Source organism: Bacillus sp. A260, assembly GCF_009861435.1.
Lineage (GTDB): Bacteria > Bacillota > Bacilli > Bacillales > Bacillaceae_G > Bacillus_A > Bacillus_A cereus.
This window is the reverse complement of the sequence record NZ_CP046398.1, coordinates 868,753-887,877: the sequence shown is the minus strand read 5'-3', so window position 1 is coordinate 887,877 and position 19,125 is coordinate 868,753. Positions and strand designations below refer to the sequence as shown.

Genomic DNA, 19,125 nt, shown 5'->3' with positions numbered 1-19,125 from the left:
ACATTCAAAACAAAATAAAAGACACTTTACTTTTTTAATAAAGTGCCTTTTTCCATATGATCAATGAGTTTCTTTGTTGCCTGTTTGCCTTGCAACCGAAGCTCATCTATTGTCAATTGTAACTCTTGCTGCACAGTTCCTTGTTGCATTAATTGCTTTTTCGCAATTTCATATAAATATTCAGCACTCCATTCGCCATCCACACTTCCTATAACTGGCTGATTCACTTGACTTAAAAACGAATCAATTTTCGGATCGTATGAAATCCCGACCATTGGAGTTTTGGCTACAGCAGAAAAAACTAGTGCATGAAGACGCATACCAATTAGTAATGAACATTGTGATAAAATGAATATTTTCTCGTCGATATCCATTTTATATGGAAGCATATACGTCTCTTCTCCCATTAAGTCTACTACTTCACGCGAAGCTTTTTGATCAAATGGCTCATGCATTGGAACAAATAGAATTTGGTATCCTTCTTGCTTTAATTTTTTTAATGCCGCAGCTAATTTTTTTATATAATCTTCTTTTGCATTCCAATAACGTACACTAACCGCAATTACTTTTCCATGTATCGAATGCTTTTGCAACCAATCCGATTGTTTTGTCCGTTTCCATGTTAAAACAGGGTCTGGAACAATTTCAATATCGTTTTTTATGCCAAGTTCTTTTAAATATAAAAACGAATCCTCATCTCGAACTGATACATAGGAAGCTTTTGACAAGTTCCATTTTACTAATAGACGATTATATCCTTTTGTAATTGGACCTATTCCTTGTGAATAAATATAATACGGCTTTTTTAATAATCGAGCGAGTCCCATAATACCCGTATAATATAGAATACTCTTCGTACTTGTCTGATCTTGAAGAAGGCTCCCGCCACCGCTAATAACTCCATCACTGTTTTTGATTGCATGATAAACAGCTTTTATATCCCAGCGATCTACCGATTCTACACCATACATTTCCTTTGTATATTTAGAATCATTTGATAGTACTACTAGTTCTATATCCGGGTTCTCTTTACTTAACGATTCAATAATTGATTGTAGAATCGCCTCGTCTCCAACATTATAAAAACCATAATATCCTGATAAGACTAAACGCACCCTAAATCTCCTCCAAAACTAGGTAACCGTTTATTTCATCTAACATAAACTAGTACCCATTCCTTACCTAAACACTTGATACCCTACATAGTTTCCTCTTTATCAGTTCATATGAATTATAATAAAAAATTAAATTTCTATATTTATCTTTTTAAAAATGGTATTTTGTTTATTGATATCCATTTTAATTTCAAAGCACATACACCATACAAAATGGTTGTAATACTTAATGCTATACCACTGAATAATAACGTCATAATTCTTGAAGATGTAATATTTATCACATTACATAGTTCATACAATCCTAGTCCCAAAATACATGCTATTGCTAGCACACCAAAAAAGCTTTTTAAATGAATAGAATAGGCAATATAGCTTCGAATATAGAAATGATTTACAATACAAACCAATACGTAAGTAATGAATGTACTATACGCCGCTCCATCTATGCCAAACTTCTGCACGAACATTATGTTTAACACGACTTTCACACAACTCGCACCAATAACAATCCATGCAGCTTGTGCAGAACGGTTAATGCCCTGTAAAACACCTATTGATAATACCATAACCGCAGTAAAATACGAACTGCCAATCATAACTGTTAACATGCTACTGCCTTTTACATCTGTGAACAATCCGACATTTAAAGGTACTGTTAATGCCATCAACCATATTGTTAACGGTGCTGTCAAAACATGCGCTAGTCGATTTGTATTTTGAATTGTTATTTTCGCCAAATTTATATCTCTTTTGGCCAATGCGGAAGTTAAGAGTGGTATTAACGGAAATACAATTGCGCTTGCAAAAATAACAATTATTTGCGTGAATGCAAAACCGCGACTGTATATTCCAAATTGTTCTTGAATTTCTGTTGATGATCCTTGTAATACATGCGGTATTGTAAGCGAGTCTACTAAATTTAAAAGTGGCATTGATAAAGCTCCAATAGCGATTGGGATCGATACCCGCAATATCTTTTTGCCGTTTTCTCTTAAATCTCGGAGCGAATAGGAATTGCTTTTATTGTAGTATGGACTTCTATTATATTTTATACGCAAATATATAAGCGAACTAATGACTCCAAGAAAAGAGCCAACCATCGCACCACTAGTAATAACAGTATTACTCTTATCCCATGATACTAGTATGTAAGCAATTATTAACATAAAAAACACACGTACAAATTGCTCAATGACCTGTGATACCCCTGTTGGTTTCATATCACCGAAACCTTGAAAATACCCTCTATACACCGCCATGTATGGCGCAATGAGTAACGCTAATGAAGTAATAAGCAACGGCATTCTAGTTTCTTGTCCACCAAGCATATTTGCAATTTCAATAGAAAATAATACAATGACTAAACAGCCGAAAACGCCAAATGCTATCCCAATAATTGACGCTGATTTAAATAATTTTGCAATTTCCTTTTGCTTATTTTTTTCGTTCAACTCTGCAATTAGTTTCGAAATTGCAAGTGGAACTCCGGCTACCGATAATGTAAGAGCAATCATATATACAGGAAAAACAAGGCGGAAAATACCGAGCACTTCATCTCCTGCAATATTTTGTAATGGAATTTGAAAAAAACTACCCAGCAATTTCGACAAAAAAGTTGTAATGGTTAAAATTGCTGCTCCTTTTACAAATGTTTTATTCATATTTTTTCTCTTTTCTTTTATACATATACTCTCAAACATATTGTTTTAAACGATAGGAATTCACTTTATCCCATTGGTTATCATAACAAATTTATTATAGGTTGAATACTTGGTTTTTTTTCAAAATAGAAAAGAGAACCCATTTAAGCCTGTCTCTTCACAATATTTTTCTAATTCCTTCCATTATGTATGTACACACTATAACCGTTTCTTTTACGCAAAAAGAGCCCTTCCTCCCTATCACTGCGATACATATTACTAAAAACATTATAAAAATATCCCACAACTCTACATTATAATTTATGTAAGATTGTGAGATATTCTAATTACCATCTAAACACTTAAGATTTTCAATTGCTCTTTCTGTTCATCGCTTGCCATTACTGCGATTGTTTTTTCAATACTCGGATGTACTTGCTCAAGCTTTACACTTGCTCCTACTTTATTTGATTGCTCAACAAAATTTAATAAGGCCATAGCTCCTGATACATCCATATAACGCACATCTTTCATACGTAAAATAACCGGTGACTTCACATCTTGTAAAGTAGAGAAAATACGATCTACTGATAGGAAAGAGAGCGGTCCTTGAATTGTGTACGTTTCTTCTTTTTCCTTTACGATAGAAGTTTTACGTTCTTTACATTTCACCATATATATGATGAACGAAAGAATAATACCGAATGCAACAGCAATCATTAAATCGAACTTCACCGTTGCAATCATCGTTACGAGCATAACAACGACATCACCTTTAGGAGCGACATGCATCTTTTTCATGCTTCCCCAATCGAACATTCCAATACCAGTTAAAATTAAAATACCTGATAATACAGCAAGTGGAATATATTGTACGACCGAACCAAGACCCATAATAAAAATAAATAAGATAACACTATGCATACATGCCGAAAGTGCCGTTTTACCGCCACTTCTTATATTCACGATAGACCTTACAGTCGCACCTGCACCTGCTAATCCGCCAAACAATCCGCTCATCATATTACCGATACCTTGTCCGACCAGTTCTTTATTACTTTTATGACGTGTACCTGTCACATTATCCATTACGACCGATGTTAACAACGAGTCAATCGATCCTAATAAAGCAATACTAAGCGCTGGCAAAATAAGTGCTGCTATTCCTGTTCCACTTAAAGATGGAATATGAAGCGTAGGCATCGCTTCTGGAATGGTTCCAATCTTTTCAATTACTTTATTTAGTGAAAGATTTCCGATAATCGGTAACTTTACTGTAAGTCCTTCGAGTAGGGAAGAAAATAAAGGAAGCAAAGCTGTCACACCGACTAGTGCTACTAAACTAGACGGAATCGCCTTAATCCATTTACCAGAAACAATCATTACAATAATCGTTAACACAACAAGTAAAAAACTATTTTGTACGTGCTTTATTTCGCCTAAAATAATGATTAATGCAATACCATTCATAAATCCCAAAACGACAGGATACGGAATATATCGAACGTAAGAACCGAGCCTACATACACCGAATAAAATTTGAAATAACCCTGCCATCATAAAGGCAATAAAACTTGCCTCTAACCCGTGCGTCGCAATAACTCCTGTTGCAATAACGGTAATTGGTCCCGTTGGCCCTGTTACTTGCCCAGGTGTCCCGCCAAATAACGCTGCGAATAAACCTGCAAAAATCGCACCATACAATCCAACAAGCGCTCCCTCAGACGTTCCTGTCGCGGCAATACCAAATGCAAGCGCAAGGGGTAACGCAACAATCGCAACAGTAAATCCTGCTAAACATTCCTTTGCTATTTTTTGAAACATAAAAAAACCACCTTTGTATAAAGTCCATGTTCCATTGTACACCTAAAAAGATACATTCGTTAGCTCACTTTTTACATTCTCGTGACGTAAACGTATTCAACGAAAAGTTTCCCCCTTACCTTTGGAAACAATTGCAACTATGCTATAATGAACAAATTAAATCTTTTACTATATACTTGGAGGCACTATGCTAACTTTTGAAGAAAAATTATCGATTATTGAATCTTTCCCAGAACTAGAAAGAAAGAACGTATCATTAAAACGTGTAAACTTCCACTTTGAAGAAAGTCGTTTAGATAAAAAGAACGTTGTATTTCATTTACACCCAAATGGAAATGGATTTGTATATGCAAGCGGTATTAAAGGTTATAAAACAGATGATAAAGGCATGGTTAACATCCGTGAGTTTTCAGCAGAGGAGTTACGTTCAGTAATTGAGAAATCAATTGACCTTCTATCACAAGAAGAAGTAGTAGCACCTGTAGAACCTGCGAAAGAAGAAGAATGGCAGAACGAAGATGGTCATATTCTTACTCTTATTTCAGAGGATGACATGTGGAACGTGTACGCTGGTGTAAACTTAGACGGTACATTCAACTCTTATCCAGAAGCTGCGGAATACCTTGATGAAGAAGGCTTTTCACGCAAATAAAAATAGAAAGTGGTTTTCGCAACATAACTATTAAGCAATGTTGCGAAAACTATTTCATTCAACGACTTTTATGGCAATCAAAGAAGACACTTAAGGTGTCTTTTTTTGTTATATAAACTCCTTTCTCACACTATCTCTACTAATTTTCATAAAATGATTTAGAGGAGGTTTATATGAATACAACTGCTAAATTAATAAATTGGAAAGAACATGGCGATATGATTATTCTAGAATGTGAATTAAATGGAAAACGCTTCGAGATATCAACATATAAACAACGAATATATAATGCACACCTTTTATCAGCTGACGTTTATATTCGTTTAGACTCATCTGATAATATAATTGGAATAAATATTTATAAAAAGTAAGAAAAGCCCCCTATTCCGTAGGCGGGCTTTATCTTTATTACACAATATTAGAGTATACTCTCATTTTTTCATACAGTTTATGTAATTATACATATTCATTAAAAAATACACTAAATGAATATTACATGTAGTAAAATATAACTTGTGGGCACGTTCTATAAAGCAGATTCTTTTAAAAGGCGTAACATATCAATTATTATAGGGGATGTGGCGTCACTTCGATATTGGTCTCAAATCTCTTGTCTTTTGTGAACTAACAATCTAGTGTATATAGACGATTCTGCTTTATAGTGTGTGTTTACACTTATAACAAAGGGGTAATGGTAATACGGATAGATTCCGATTCGTATGAAATGAAATGGTTCAAGTCGGAGAGAGGCACCTTAAGGTGTCTTTTCTTTTTGGACATTATTATCCACTTTGTTTTTCCACCTTATTTCAAATGCGCTAATTAACCTTCACCAAAAAGAAATGAGAATTAACAAAGATATTGTTTCTTCTGTTTAATACAGAAAAATGAAGGATACCCCATAGATATGGGGCATCCTTCATTTTCTATTTTTTCGCACCTTTCAACGACTCCCTCAGTACAAACTTCTGCAACTTCCCGCTCGCATTACGAGGGAGTTCATCTACAAATAAATAATGACGCGGACGTTTATAATCTGCTAATTCATCACTTTCTTTGCAATACGTTTCTAAATCAGCTTCAGTTATTGTTTCATCTTTCTTCACAATAACTGCCACAACACGCTCTCCCCATAATTCATCTGGCTCACCAAGTACCGCTACATCTAATATACCTGGATGACTATGAAGGAAATCTTCAATTTCACGAGGATAAATATTTACGCCACCACTAATTACCATATCATCAACGCGATCAGCAACGAATAAATAACCGTCTTTATCAAAATAGCCTAGATCACCAGAATGATACCATCCTTTATACATCGATTTTTTATTTGCTTCTTCACGATTATGATAGCCAGCCATCATAGTTGGACCGCGCAAAATAATTTCTCCCACTTCATAAGGAGGTAATACATCATCTGGTTCTGCAGGTGCATCCTCGTTCGGTTTCACAATACGAACTTCATGGCTAAAGCATGGCGTACCTGCTGAACCAGCTTTCGTAATTTGATCCTCCTCTACGAGAAACGCAACAACTGGTCCCATTTCTGTCATTCCGTATATTTGAACAAGGTCAATATAAAGACGTTCTTTACATTCCTTCACTAACGCCGGTGCCATTGCTGCTCCGCCATATATACCGATTTTCATTGACGTTAAATCATACTGAGCTAAATCTTTTTGCAACAACATATTCCACATTGTCGGCGCTGCAAAGAACGTCGTAATCTTTTCTTCTTGAATCGTATGTAATACTGTTTCTGTATCAAAATGATGCAAAATAACATTCTTTCCGCCAACTTGAATGCGTGGTATGATTCCGGCATTTAATTCACCACAGTGATATAAAGGTGCAACGACAAGCCCAACACTATCTCTATTATATTTAAGGAAATACGTACAAATCATACTATGCTCAGCCATTTCACGATGACGATGTAACACGCCTTTCGGATGACCTGTCGTACCGCTCGTATAAAGCATTGAACAATAATCCATTTCATCAATTTCGATATTTACTTTCTCAGAAGATGTTGCATTCACTTTTTCGTGGTAGGAACTTGCATAGGAAGGTTTATCGTTTTCTATAGACCAAAAAGATGTATTTGGAAAATCTCTTTCAATTATAGCAACAGTTGACTCAACTGCTTTTTCAAAGACAACGACTTTCGAGGATGCGTCCTGGAGAATATAAGATACTTCTTTTGCTTTTAAACGGAAATTAATCGGGTTAAAGATCGCTCCAATTTTCGCACAGGCTAAGTAAACGTTTACAAATTCACGACAATTATATAAGTAAACAGATACAGTATCTCCCTTTCTTACCCCTTCTTCTAATAGAGCGTGCGCTGTTTTATTTATTTGTTCATCCCACTGTTTATACGTCCAGCGAATATTTTTTTCAGGTTCCACTAACGCCTCTTTATTTGGATACTTACCAACTGATAAATCAAAAATTCTCCCTATCGTCATATACATGCCAACAATTTCCCCCTTTTCTCTTTCATAAATCTATCATTTCGTCCATAAGTAGACATTGTCCTCTAATGATTTGACTAATTTTTCTGATTATTATCGACATAGTTTTACATACGATACCGCTAGACAGTAAATGAAATTATATCGGAGATTTTCCAGATATATCGACCGTAACTTGAAATATATCAACCACAACTCAATTTATATCAGCGATTTTTCGAATATATCGACTTACCGACAAAAACTGATAAGATATAATCGGACCGCCCGTTACTGCAGGATAAAAAAGAGATTGTTCCGACTCGGAACAACCTCTTTCTTCTTATGCAAATAGCTCTTCTAAAATTTTCAGTTTATCTTCTGTATATTTCACAAAGCCATCATTATATGATTTTGGATCTTTCGGATTCGCAAAGTGCGTAATTGCTCCCGTCTTCGGGTGAACAAATTTACTTGATGCACCACAACCAAGTCCGATAATTGATTGTACTTCTTCCATAATGACAATGTTGTAAATACTTTCTTGCGTCGGCATTGCATAACCAACGTTCTCTAAGTTACCTAAAATATTCTTTTGACGATATAGGTAATATGGTACGTAATTATGCTTTTGCGTCCACTCTTCTGCTTCATGCATCATCGCTGTAATTTCTTCGCGACCTGCTACTTTATATTTACGTTTGTTTTGCGTCATTTCAGAAGCACGTTTAAATGATAACGTATGAACTGTTAATGATTCTGGCATTAACTTTTCTGTTTCATCTAACGTATGCTTGAAGATATCTAACCCTTCACCAGGAAGACCAATAATTAAGTCCATATTAATATTGTTCATTCCCATTTCACGAGCTAAATGGTATTTCTCAATTGTTTCTTCTACAGTATGATGACGTCCAATTGCTTTTAGTGTCTCTTGATGGTATGACTGCGGATTAATACTAATACGGTCAATATTCCATTTATTTAACACTTCTAGCTTTGCTGGCGTAATTGTATCTGGGCGACCTGCCTCAACTGTTACTTCACGCACATTTTTCACATCTGGGAACGCTTCATACATTTCTTCATACAGCATATCCATCTCTTCTGCTGTAATACTTGTAGGTGTACCGCCGCCGTAATAAATCGTCGTAACTTTTACACCTTTTTCTTTTAAAAACTTACCAATTTCACGAACTTCATAATGTAAACCACCTAAGAACGAATCAACAGATCCTTGGCGTCCATTAATTGCATAAGCCGGGAATGTACAATATGCACATTTCGTTGGGCAGAACGGAATACCGATATAAATACTTACTTCTTCTTTCAAACGGTATAAATCCGGAACAACTGCTAATTGGCAATCAACAATGCGCTGAAGAAGTTCAATTTTCTCTTCATGAATTAAATAACTTTCACGAAGTTCTTGATGCGCTTCTTCTTTTGACATACCATTTTGAAGCATTTTGTGAAGAAGTTTCGTCGGACGTACTCCCGTTAAAATACCCCAGCTTTGTTCAATACCAGTTAACTGCTGAAGAACAGAAAGATATACATAAGAAACAACGTGTTTCACTTGCTTCATACGCTCTTTTTCATCTGTAAAAGCAGATAAATCTTTTGCGAATGTTTCTTCATACACATTTCCAGTCGCAACATCTGTTAAACGAGCAGATGCTTTCACATTCTCTTCAATGTGTATATCAACGATAAGATTTGCTTCCTCTTGTTCAAATCCAATCGTACTCTCTTCAAAAAATAAGCCGCCAATATTTTGTAGCGGACGTAAAAAACGATCATCTTGTAACGTTTTAATTGAAATTAACAACATTATCACCTTTTCATTTGCAAACTCTCTTTAGTTTACTTGAAGGGCGTTTGCAGGTCAATACAGAAGGTTTTACCTGTTTCTCTTACAGTTTTTCAAATAATTCTTTTTATGAATATTGCTCATGTATATAGACATCATGATTTTCTCTTGTTAAAATTTATTAGTGTTAAAATCGATACATAGTGAAAATACAATATAAAAAGGAGGACTGTTAACACTAGATTCCACAATCTAATGTGTTAAAAACAAATATGAAAAAGAAATTTTATAGTGTATTAACTCTCTCTCTTGCATTACAAACTGTTCTTGCACCTACTTATTCATTTGCAGAGAGTGCTGAAAAATCCGCCGAAGTATATACGGAGGATCAAGTTTTTAAAAGTATTAAGGAGCATGTTAATGAGCATAGTACTCATGAAGAAGATATCGAGGTTACTGGCCAATTCCTACTATACACTTCAAAAAAACATTCATTATATACCGCGAATGATTTAAAAAACAAATCGAATATCGAGATTACAGAACAAGTCGTAACGGCGACAAAGAAAAAAGGAAATGCTTACTACATAACGACGCCAACTGGCGCTGGATGGATAGATAACAATGATAATAGCTTAGAAGTTCAAGAGATTCATAAACTATCTAACCAAAAATTAATCGTAAAAGAAGAAGCTTCCATACATGCACTTCCGTTCCAATCGTTTAAAGAAGAAGGGAAACTAGAGCCACAAGTCATTACTCCTACTGAACAAGCTGGAAATTGGTTTAAAGTCCAAATAAACGAAACAGCAAAATGGATTTATGCACCTTCTGCTACATTTGAAGGTACAAAAGCTTCATTATTAAAAAATAGTCGTACTGCTAAAAACAGTTTATTGAGATCGCCAGAAGCTCTACAAACAAACAATATTTATGGCGTTACATTTAAAGAAATGATTGTCCCAAAAGGAAATGACGATATTCGACCTGGCTACCCGATGGTGCCTAAATATATTACGATTCACGAAACGGCTAATACAGCGAAAGGTGCTAATGCTCTAAATCATGCAAAATTCTTAGATAATCAAGCACGCGGAACAGCTGATCGCGCCGCATCTTGGCATTTCACAGTAGATGATAAAGAAATTTATCAACATCTTCCGGTAAATGAAGTTGGATGGCATGCTGGAAATAAAACTGGAAACTATGAATCTATCGGAATTGAAATTGCCGTTAATCAAGATGGAAACTATGAAAAAGCGGTAGAAAATGCCCGTAAATTGGCAGCTTATTTAATGAACGACTTAAATATTTCTCTAGATAAGGTCCAAAAACACCAATTTTGGTCAGGAAAAAACTGCCCTGCGTTTATGATTCAACGCGGACAATGGGATGCTTTCTTAAAAGGAACTGAAACATACTATAAAGAAAATCAAAAAAATCCAGTAACTGATGACATTACAGGTGGCTGGTATGAACAAGACATTCGTCAATTAGCAGCTAGAGGCATTATGCAAGGAGAAGGAAACGGCAAGTACTTCCCAGAACGTCTTGTAACGCGTGCTGAATTTGCTACATTAATTACTCGTGCTTTACAATTACCAAGTGGAAATGCTAATTTCACAGACTTAGAACAAGTACACCCATCTTTAAGAGACGGTATTAATCGCGCAGCAAGCGCAGGCATAATCCGCGGACGTGGTGATAATACATTTGATCCAAATACTACAATTACACGCGAAGAAGCTGTTATTATGATCGATCGTTCTCTAAAACACGCTGGTATTTTTGCAAAACAAGTTGAACTACCATTCGTAGACCAAAACTTAATTTACGCTAAAGAAGAAGTACAAAGAGTGTATGGATATGGAATTGTAAAAGGTAATGAATTGAATCAATTCGTACCAAAAGGACCATCACAACGTGCTCACGCAGCTGCATTTATAAACAGAATGCTTAGCGTAATTGAAGCTTAACATATTTATCATTCCATATAGATATTTTCATTTTATCTGTATTCACTTAAAAGGCATCAGAGATTATATATCTCTGATGCCTTTTATACATTCGTTAACTATTTTTAGCCATGAATCTTAAACGTATTCCTAGTAACAGAAGCATAAAACCGATGAATGGAACGTAATTCGTATTGTGTCCTGTAGCTGGGAGTTGTTGATTATTAGAAGAACCTTGTCCTTGTTCTGGTAAATTAGGTTTTTCTACTCCCTCACCTGGTTTTCCTGTTCCTTCACCTGGTTTTTCTACTCCCTCACCTGGCTTTTCTGTTCCTTCACCTGGCTTCTCTGTTCCTTCACCTGGTTTTCCTGTTCCTTCACCTGGTTTTCCTGTTCCTTCACCTGGTTTTCCTGTTCCTTCACCTGGTTTTCCTGTTCCTTCACCTGGTTTTCCTGTTCCTTCATCAGGCTTCTCTGTTCCTTCACCTGGTTTTTCCGGATCTTTATCTGTATCTTTTTTATTTGTAATTTGAAGCTTTACAACTTCAATTTTTTCATTAGAAATCGTAAATTTCATTTCCTTATCGGATAAAGTATATCCTTCTGGCGCTTGGATTTCTTTTAAAGTGTAATCTCCTGGTTCTAACTTCTTAGAAGTCGCTTTACCGCTCTTATTTGTTGTTAATGTGTCGATTTTTATTCCGTCTTTCCAAATTTCAAACACTGCGCCTGCTAATGTTTTATTTGTATTATTAGCATCTACCTTTGTAATTTCTAATTGACCTGTAATTTCTTCTTTTACTTTTTCATTCATAACTTCTTGTTTTACTACTTCGTTCGCTACAACATTTACTTCTACTGTTACTTCTAACGCCTTATAACCTTCCGGCGCTTTCGTTTCCTCTAACGTGTACTTTCCTGGCACTAAGTTTTCGAATTTCACAACACCGTCTTTATTCGTTGTTTTCGCTTCTCCAACTACTTGACCAGCTTCATTTTTCAATTTAAATTCTGCACCTGCTAGAGCTTTTCCACTCTCTGCATCCTTTTTGGTTACTTGTAAGCTTCCTAGTTCTTTTGCATTTTCTACTTGTACTTCTACTACTTTATCCGCTTCCACAACGACTTCAATTTCTTCTTTTAGCAATTTATATCCTTGTGGTGCTTTCGTTTCTTTTAATGTGTACTTTTCTGGTTCTAATTTCTGAGAAACTACTTTACCAGTTTTATCTGTTCGTAACGTATCTACTTTTTTACCCTCTTTATACACTTCGAATTCTGCATCTGATAATACCTTCGTTTTATCTTCCGCATCTACTTTCACAATTTCAAATTGACCTGTTACTTTTTCGGGAATCTTTTTATTCACCACATCTACAGTCAATACTTTATTAGCCTCTATATCAACAGAAACTGAACTAGATGATAATTCATACCCTTTCGGTGCTTCTACTTCTTTTAATGTATAGCTTCCAACTGGAAGTCGTTTCGATAAGGCTTCACCTTTATCATCTGTAACAATTGTTTCCACAACTTTCCCATCTTTATCGATAACATCAAATTTTGCACCTGGCAGAAGTTGACCGGATTCACTATCTTTTTTAAATAATTTAAATTGGCCATTCTCTACTTTTTTCGTATTCTTCATAACAAGTTCAATTACGTTTGTATTATCAATTGTTACTTTGACTGGTGTATCAACTTTTATATATCCTTCTGGTGCATTTATTTCTTTTACAAAATAGTCACCAAGTGGTAAATCTTTAACTTCCGCAATACCCTTTTCGTTTGTTGTAACAGTAGCCACAACGTTATTATCTTTGTCTACAACATCAAATTTTGCGTCTTTTAAAACAATATTTTCATCGTTTTCATCAACTTTTTTAATTTGTAAATGTCCTTTTTCAGCTGCTGGTTTATTCCATTTTGGCCAGTTAAATTTAAAGTTATGAACCTCAAAACCATCTCTTTGGTGTAATCCTTCAACATAGGCTTGTCCATTAATAGAACCACCTTTTGTTTCTACAACTGCATTAGGTGCAAACACACTACCTACTACACCATAACCTTTAGTTGTTATCTTTGTAGCATTAGGAAATACCCAAATTACCTTACTAGCTAACTCAGTAAAAGATGAATTAGGGTCGTATGCTTGAGATGTATTAATTAAATCCGTCGCCATCCCAGTATTTCTTGTATCATACAAAATTGCACCGCCACCAAAACTCACTTCTTCTGCATCTGAATAAATAACAATAAAGTCTTTATTCTCTACATTCGGAAGAAAAACGTCTTTTACATCGAATGCTTTCTTTCCCGTCTGGCCTGAAGAGACATAAATATTAGGGTTATTTACATCTTCACCGATTCCAAAACTCATATTAAGTTTTGGCTTATCAGTGTGTAGTTTACTTGCATCCCCAATTACACCATCAACGTCTTTTCTAAACTCTTTAAACTTAGCATCAATCTCCGCTTGCTCTTTATAAGAGATACGGTCATATGATGTTTTCATCGCGCCATCTGGGTCACCGTCTTTTGTCATCGCCACTGTTCCATCTTGAATAATTACCTGTCCTGCTCCCGCTTTCGTAAATTGACCGCCTAGTAATAATGATGGATATCCTTCATCTATCCAAGTTGCTCCAGCTAAGTTATTTGCTCCAGTTGCAGCCGCTACGACTGTATAACTTGATGCGTTCATATTTTTCTGAACAGCCATCGCACCTTCAATATCCGCACTCGTTGCACTATGATCTCCAAAAATGATGGCGTTGTAATAAGATACATCACCTAAACCTTTTAACTCTGTTGTAGCTGCCTCTGCTTTAAATGGTAAATGGATTAAAAAATTCATACATATTAGTAATACAACTATTAAACTACTACTTAACTTTTTAATTTTTTGATTAAATGATTTCCTCAAGAAATTCATTCCCCCTTTTAAACTTCCTAAAATCACAAAAAGAAGCACATTTCATATGTACCAGATCTTACTCACATTAACTTAAAATAATCCATTTAAATACAACAAAAGAACGCTACAACTACTTAATAAAATTACTACAATTCATTTTCGAAATAATACGTGAACTAAACTGTCATGCGGAAATACTTTTACGTATGGGAGCCCAATAAAATTAATCTGAAGAATATTTCATGTGGTGTAACTATTTTGACAACATCATTCACTTTACATTAGTTTTCTAAAGGATTCAAGTGAATTGTATAGATTTCATACACAATTCACATTTTAAAACGTTTTCATTCCTTTTAATAAGCTCAACAAAAAACGTAGCCAAAAAGCTACGTTTTTCTTTCATCGTTTCGGTGTATTTTTATGATTCTTCAAAAACGGAAGCGGGAACTGCTTACGGAAATGCTCTTTAATCATGTACTCTACACCGTTTTCACTATTTGAACGTGTAATCCAATCGGCTGCTTGCTTTAATTCTACAGGCGAGTTCCCCATCGCTACCCCAAGTCCCACGTTTTCAATAACCTCTAAATCTTCCATACTATCTCCAATCGCAACCATTTCATTTAGCGAAATATTTAAATGCTCTCCAAGCAATTGTAACCCGCGTAACTTTGATACATTTTGCGGTAAAATTTCTATTCGTTTTGAATCACATTCAACATACTCTACATCTTGGAACGCTTTTCTTAATGTATTTAGCCCGCGTTCTTTTTCACCTTTAGTTTGGAAAAGAACATCAATTTTTGGCGCCGCTACCGGATGGTCACGAAGCGCGTCACCTAACGAATCTACAAATTGAACTGGATAAAATAAGGGATCTGCGCTTGATAATACAGTGCGCGCAATTAAGTTTGGTGTATTTCTCTCACGATTTCCTATCGAAAACCGTTCATGAGAAATGCGTACGTTACAATCAAAGTGCTCTAACACTTGCACAATGTTAAAAGTCTTCTCTTCAGACAATCTTCTTTGAACGTACGGCTTATCTAACGTTGCTGAAACGAAAGCACCACCATGTGTCACTAATATAGAATCTAATTTTAACGCCTTTGCTACTTTATGAGCGGATTGAAAATTACGACTCGTAAATAACGTAACGTATACATCTTTTCTTTTCACAAATTCAATTGTTTCTCTTAATCCTTTTGCAATTTTTCCATTGTTGTATAGTAGTGTCCCATCTATATTAAGAGCTAGTAAGCGATAAATCATGTCGCACTCCCCCTCTTCGCTGTTGTACTCTATCCATAATTTATGAAATAAATGTAGCAAATAGAACGAGTTAGAATTACTACTGAAAATTTGGTTTACTATATACATATACACTTAGCAAAGGAGATAGTACAATGCAGGCACCTCCTTCTTTTTATGAAGGCGATACGTTAGAAGTCGCAAAAAAATTACTCGGGCAAAAACTTGTTCATATTGTAGACGGAATAAAGCGAAGCGGAATCATTATAGAAGTAGAAGCATATAAAGGCCCAGATGATAAGGCCGCACATAGTTATGGAGGCAGACGGACAGATCGCACAGAAGTTATGTTTGGTGCACCAGGGCATGCTTACGTATATTTAATTTACGGTATGTATCATTGCTTTAACGTTATTACAGCGCCAGTGGGCACCCCACAAGGTGTTCTCATTCGAGCTCTTGAGCCGGTAGATGGAATAGAAGAAATAAAACTAGCGCGCTACAATAAGACCGAAATTACAAAAGCGCAGTACAAAAATTTAACGAACGGTCCTGGCAAACTATGCCGTGCACTTGGCATCACTTTAAAAGAACGCGGTGTATCGTTACAAAGTGATACGTTACATATTGAATTAGTTCCAAAAGAAGAACACATATCATCACAATATAAAATAACAGCAGGACCTCGTATTAATATCGACTATGCAGAAGAAGCTGTACACTATCCGTGGCGTTTTTATTATGAGGGACATCCGTTTGTTTCAAAGAAATAAGCGATATCAACAATTTTTCAAATATATCTATCGTAACTTACAATATATCAACAGTTCGACAAGAAATATAGATTTATCGACAAATAATAACATTACGAATAAAAGAAGACTGTTCCAAAATGGAACAGTCTTTCCCTCTTACTCTGCACCTTCCGCAGTTGCAATATTATCCTCTAAATTTTCTCTTGATAATGCAGCCGCCATAAAATCAGCTGTTTCTGGAAGTGCTAAATGCATATGAGCTTTTTGACAAATTTGGATGGTACAGTTTTCTATAACATAGTCGAAAACATGTCCGCCCCCGCTTCTTTCATCATCAATGTAATGTAAGTGGAATCCAGCTACCCCAATACCTTGCGCATAATCTGGTGTCCAAAATCCAGCAAGCGTACCTTCTGTATTTTCAAATGAAAAGATTGGTTGTGATTTCGTCACTTCAACGAGCGGTGTATACGGTTTTTCTTGTCTTGGAACAGTTCTCGTCCTTACTTCACGAAACGTACCGTCCATTCGAATACCGTAAAACAAGTTTTTACTTGGCATTAATTCATGTAATAACGCTTCAACTTCTTCACGATTCATCGGACGCTCTACCGTATAACTCATTTCTTTTTCAAAAAACGTTACAGTCGCAAATGGCGTTGTTTCTTCTGGCTCTACTTTTTCCGCTGAACCGTCTGAACGTAAATGATAAAATTCATTATCAAATGCAATCATTTCACCATCTAATTGATCAAATGTGCCGATGCCGAAATCACCATGTTTTTTCAAATCTTCAAAGCTAATTACACCATCATATATACCATCTAATAGCGCAAGCATTGTAGATGTTTGATATACTTCATTACTCGTTTTCGTTTTTTTCGCATCAATATCAATTAATTGCGCAACAGTCATCTCAAATCTGCCTCCATTAGTTTAATTGGTTTGGTAATAATTTTTCGCTTAATTTAATGTTGTCACGATAGTCAATTGGAATATCAATAATGACAGGACCATCTGCTGCTAGCGCGGATTTTAACACACCTTCTAATTCATCAGGCGTGTTAACACGAAGACCTAACGCCCCGAAACTTTCCGCATATTTCACAAGATCAACATCGCCAAACTCTGTAGCTGATGTTCTGCCGTATTTCATCATTTGTTGGAATGCAACCATATCATATGTGCCGTCTCTCCAAACAAGATGGACGATTGGAGAATTTAAACGTACCGCCGTTTCTAACTCCATCGCAGAAAATAAGAAACCACCGTCACCTGATACGGAAACTACTTTTTTACCTGGTTCTACTAAAGTAGCTGCGATTGCCCAAGGAAGTGCAACACCTAGCGTTTGCATACCGTTACTAAATAATAATCTACGTGGTTCATAAGAACGGAAACATCTCGCCATCCAAATAGAATGGGAACCGATGTCACATGTAACGGTTGTATCGTCACTAATTAAAGAACGAAGTGTACGAATCACTTGAAGTGGATGCGTAACACCTTCTGAAGGACGATTTGGAACTTCTGCTTGTTCTGATAATTTTGCGCGTAATCGTTCTAATACCGCTTCTGATTTCGTACTTAATACAAGTTTCGGTAATTTCTCTGCGATGCTATTTACCGTTAAAGCAATATCACCAATTAATTCACGCTCTGGCTGGTAATCATGGTCGATATCTGCTTGATGGTCGTCAAGATGAATAATCGTTCTGTCGCCAAGTTTATTCCAGAACTTTGGATCATACTCGATTGGATCATAACCGATAGAAATAACAAGGTCTGCTTCTTCTAGTAAAATATCACCTGGTTGGTTACGGAATAATCCAACGCGGCCAAAGAAATGATCTTCTAACTCACGTGAAATCGCACCAGCTGCTTGATATGTTTCAACGACAGGAAGCTCTGTATCCGCAATTAATTTACGAACAGCTTTCGTCACTTCATTTGTACTTGCTCTCATACCGAGTAAAATAACTGGTAATTTCGCTGCTTTTATTTTTTCTACTACGTATGTAATATCATGTGTGGGAGCGATTCCAAGCTGTGGCTTAGAAAGCGCACCGATAGACTCTACAGTCGTTTCCGCAGTCATAACGTCTTGCGGCAAACTTACTAAAGTTGCTCCTGGATTTGTAGAAGTCGCACTTCGGAATGCATTTGATAATGCTTCTGGCACATTATCAGGATGCTCTACTTCTACGCTATATTTTGTGATTGGTTCGAATAGTGCAGCATTATCCATAGATTGATGCGTACGTTTTAATCGATCCGTACGCGGTACTGCACCAGCTAAAGCAACAACGGGATCACTCTCCGCATTCGCAGTAACAAGACCTGTCGCTAAATTTGATGTCCCTGGTCCTGAAGTTACAAGACATACGCCCGGTTTCCCTGTTAATCTACCAATAGCAGCTGCCATAAATGCTGCATTTTGTTCATGACGACAAACGATTAACTCTGGTCCTCTTTCTTGCAATACATCAAATACAGAGTCAATCTTTGCTCCTGGAATACCGAAAACATGTGTAACACCTTGTTTAATTAAACAATCAACAACAAGATCTGCTCCCTTTGTTTTTGTCTTCACGTCGTTTGCTTTTACACCTGTACTCAAAACTAATCACCCTTTATTTCATAATGTGTGTAATAAAGATTTTAATTTCACCTAGTTAATTAAGCTGGTGAAGTATCATTTATCATTATATTACAAATGCATTATTTTTCCAATA

General features: G+C 35.9%; 13 protein-coding genes. 4 read left to right on the top strand and 9 right to left on the bottom strand.

Features of this window, described 5'->3' with window-relative positions:
* Window positions 1-26: 26 nt before the first annotated feature.
* From csaB to GD442_RS04525, 3 genes are all read right to left on the bottom strand, one after another.
* The gene (gene csaB, locus GD442_RS04535) at window positions 27-1,115 is read right to left on the bottom strand and encodes a polysaccharide pyruvyl transferase CsaB (RefSeq protein WP_001241591.1); all 1,089 of its coding nucleotides are present in this window, start codon (window positions 1,113-1,115) and stop codon (window positions 27-29) included.
* Window positions 1,116-1,258: 143 nt separating this feature from the next.
* A complete protein-coding gene (locus GD442_RS04530) occupies window positions 1,259-2,779 on the bottom strand; it encodes a putative polysaccharide biosynthesis protein (protein WP_001044000.1) in 1,521 nt (506 codons plus the stop codon).
* Window positions 2,780-3,112: 333 nt separating this feature from the next.
* Window positions 3,113-4,582 carry a SulP family inorganic anion transporter gene (locus GD442_RS04525; RefSeq protein ID WP_159365051.1) on the bottom strand — a complete coding sequence of 490 codons (1,470 nt, stop codon included), beginning with the start codon at window positions 4,580-4,582 and terminating at the stop codon, window positions 3,113-3,115.
* A gap of 187 nt (window positions 4,583-4,769) precedes the next feature.
* Here GD442_RS04525 and GD442_RS04520 point away from each other — a divergent pair, with 187 nt between their 5' ends.
* Together GD442_RS04520 and GD442_RS04515 are read left to right on the top strand one after the other, a co-directional pair.
* Window positions 4,770-5,234, top strand: coding sequence for a hypothetical protein (locus GD442_RS04520; protein ID WP_000954998.1), 465 nt, complete (start codon window positions 4,770-4,772; stop codon window positions 5,232-5,234).
* A gap of 173 nt (window positions 5,235-5,407) precedes the next feature.
* Window positions 5,408-5,605 (top strand): hypothetical protein, encoded by a 198-nt coding sequence (locus tag GD442_RS04515; RefSeq protein WP_001098258.1) that lies wholly within the window; start codon window positions 5,408-5,410, stop codon window positions 5,603-5,605.
* Window positions 5,606-6,160: 555 nt separating this feature from the next.
* On the opposite strand, the gene GD442_RS04510 is transcribed toward GD442_RS04515, so the two are convergent.
* Entirely contained in the window at window positions 6,161-7,717 is a 1,557-nt protein-coding gene (locus GD442_RS04510) for a fatty acid--CoA ligase (protein ID WP_000282001.1), read from the bottom strand.
* Between the two features lie 322 nt (window positions 7,718-8,039).
* Window positions 8,040-9,530: a coproporphyrinogen III oxidase gene (locus tag GD442_RS04505; RefSeq protein ID WP_002025370.1), complete on the bottom strand. Its 1,491-nt coding sequence runs from the start codon at window positions 9,528-9,530 to the stop codon at window positions 8,040-8,042.
* 251 nt (window positions 9,531-9,781) lie between these two features.
* Here GD442_RS04505 and GD442_RS04500 point away from each other — a divergent pair, with 251 nt between their 5' ends.
* Window positions 9,782-11,485: an S-layer homology domain-containing protein gene (locus GD442_RS04500; protein WP_033666542.1), complete on the top strand. Its 1,704-nt coding sequence runs from the start codon at window positions 9,782-9,784 to the stop codon at window positions 11,483-11,485.
* Window positions 11,486-11,579: 94 nt separating this feature from the next.
* Here the strand turns inward: GD442_RS04500 and GD442_RS04495 are convergent, their stop codons facing one another.
* Complete coding sequence (locus tag GD442_RS04495; protein WP_140348624.1) at window positions 11,580-14,390, bottom strand: SpaA isopeptide-forming pilin-related protein; 2,811 nt, start codon at window positions 14,388-14,390, stop codon at window positions 11,580-11,582.
* 393 nt (window positions 14,391-14,783) lie between these two features.
* Window positions 14,784-15,656: a Cof-type HAD-IIB family hydrolase gene (locus GD442_RS04490; protein ID WP_000640431.1), complete on the bottom strand. Its 873-nt coding sequence runs from the start codon at window positions 15,654-15,656 to the stop codon at window positions 14,784-14,786.
* A gap of 134 nt (window positions 15,657-15,790) precedes the next feature.
* Here GD442_RS04490 and GD442_RS04485 point away from each other — a divergent pair, with 134 nt between their 5' ends.
* On the top strand, window positions 15,791-16,408 hold the full coding sequence (locus GD442_RS04485; protein ID WP_001148772.1) for a DNA-3-methyladenine glycosylase: 618 nt from the start codon (window positions 15,791-15,793) through the stop codon (window positions 16,406-16,408).
* 138 nt (window positions 16,409-16,546) lie between these two features.
* Here the strand turns inward: GD442_RS04485 and alsD are convergent, their stop codons facing one another.
* Together alsD and alsS are read right to left on the bottom strand one after the other, a co-directional pair.
* Window positions 16,547-17,305 carry an alpha-acetolactate decarboxylase gene (alsD, locus tag GD442_RS04480; protein WP_000215022.1) on the bottom strand — a complete coding sequence of 253 codons (759 nt, stop codon included), beginning with the start codon at window positions 17,303-17,305 and terminating at the stop codon, window positions 16,547-16,549.
* A gap of 16 nt (window positions 17,306-17,321) precedes the next feature.
* Window positions 17,322-19,010, bottom strand: a complete 1,689-nt coding sequence (gene alsS, locus GD442_RS04475) for an acetolactate synthase AlsS (RefSeq protein ID WP_000103520.1) — start codon at window positions 19,008-19,010, stop codon at window positions 17,322-17,324.
* Between the last annotated feature and the right edge of the window lie 115 nt (window positions 19,011-19,125).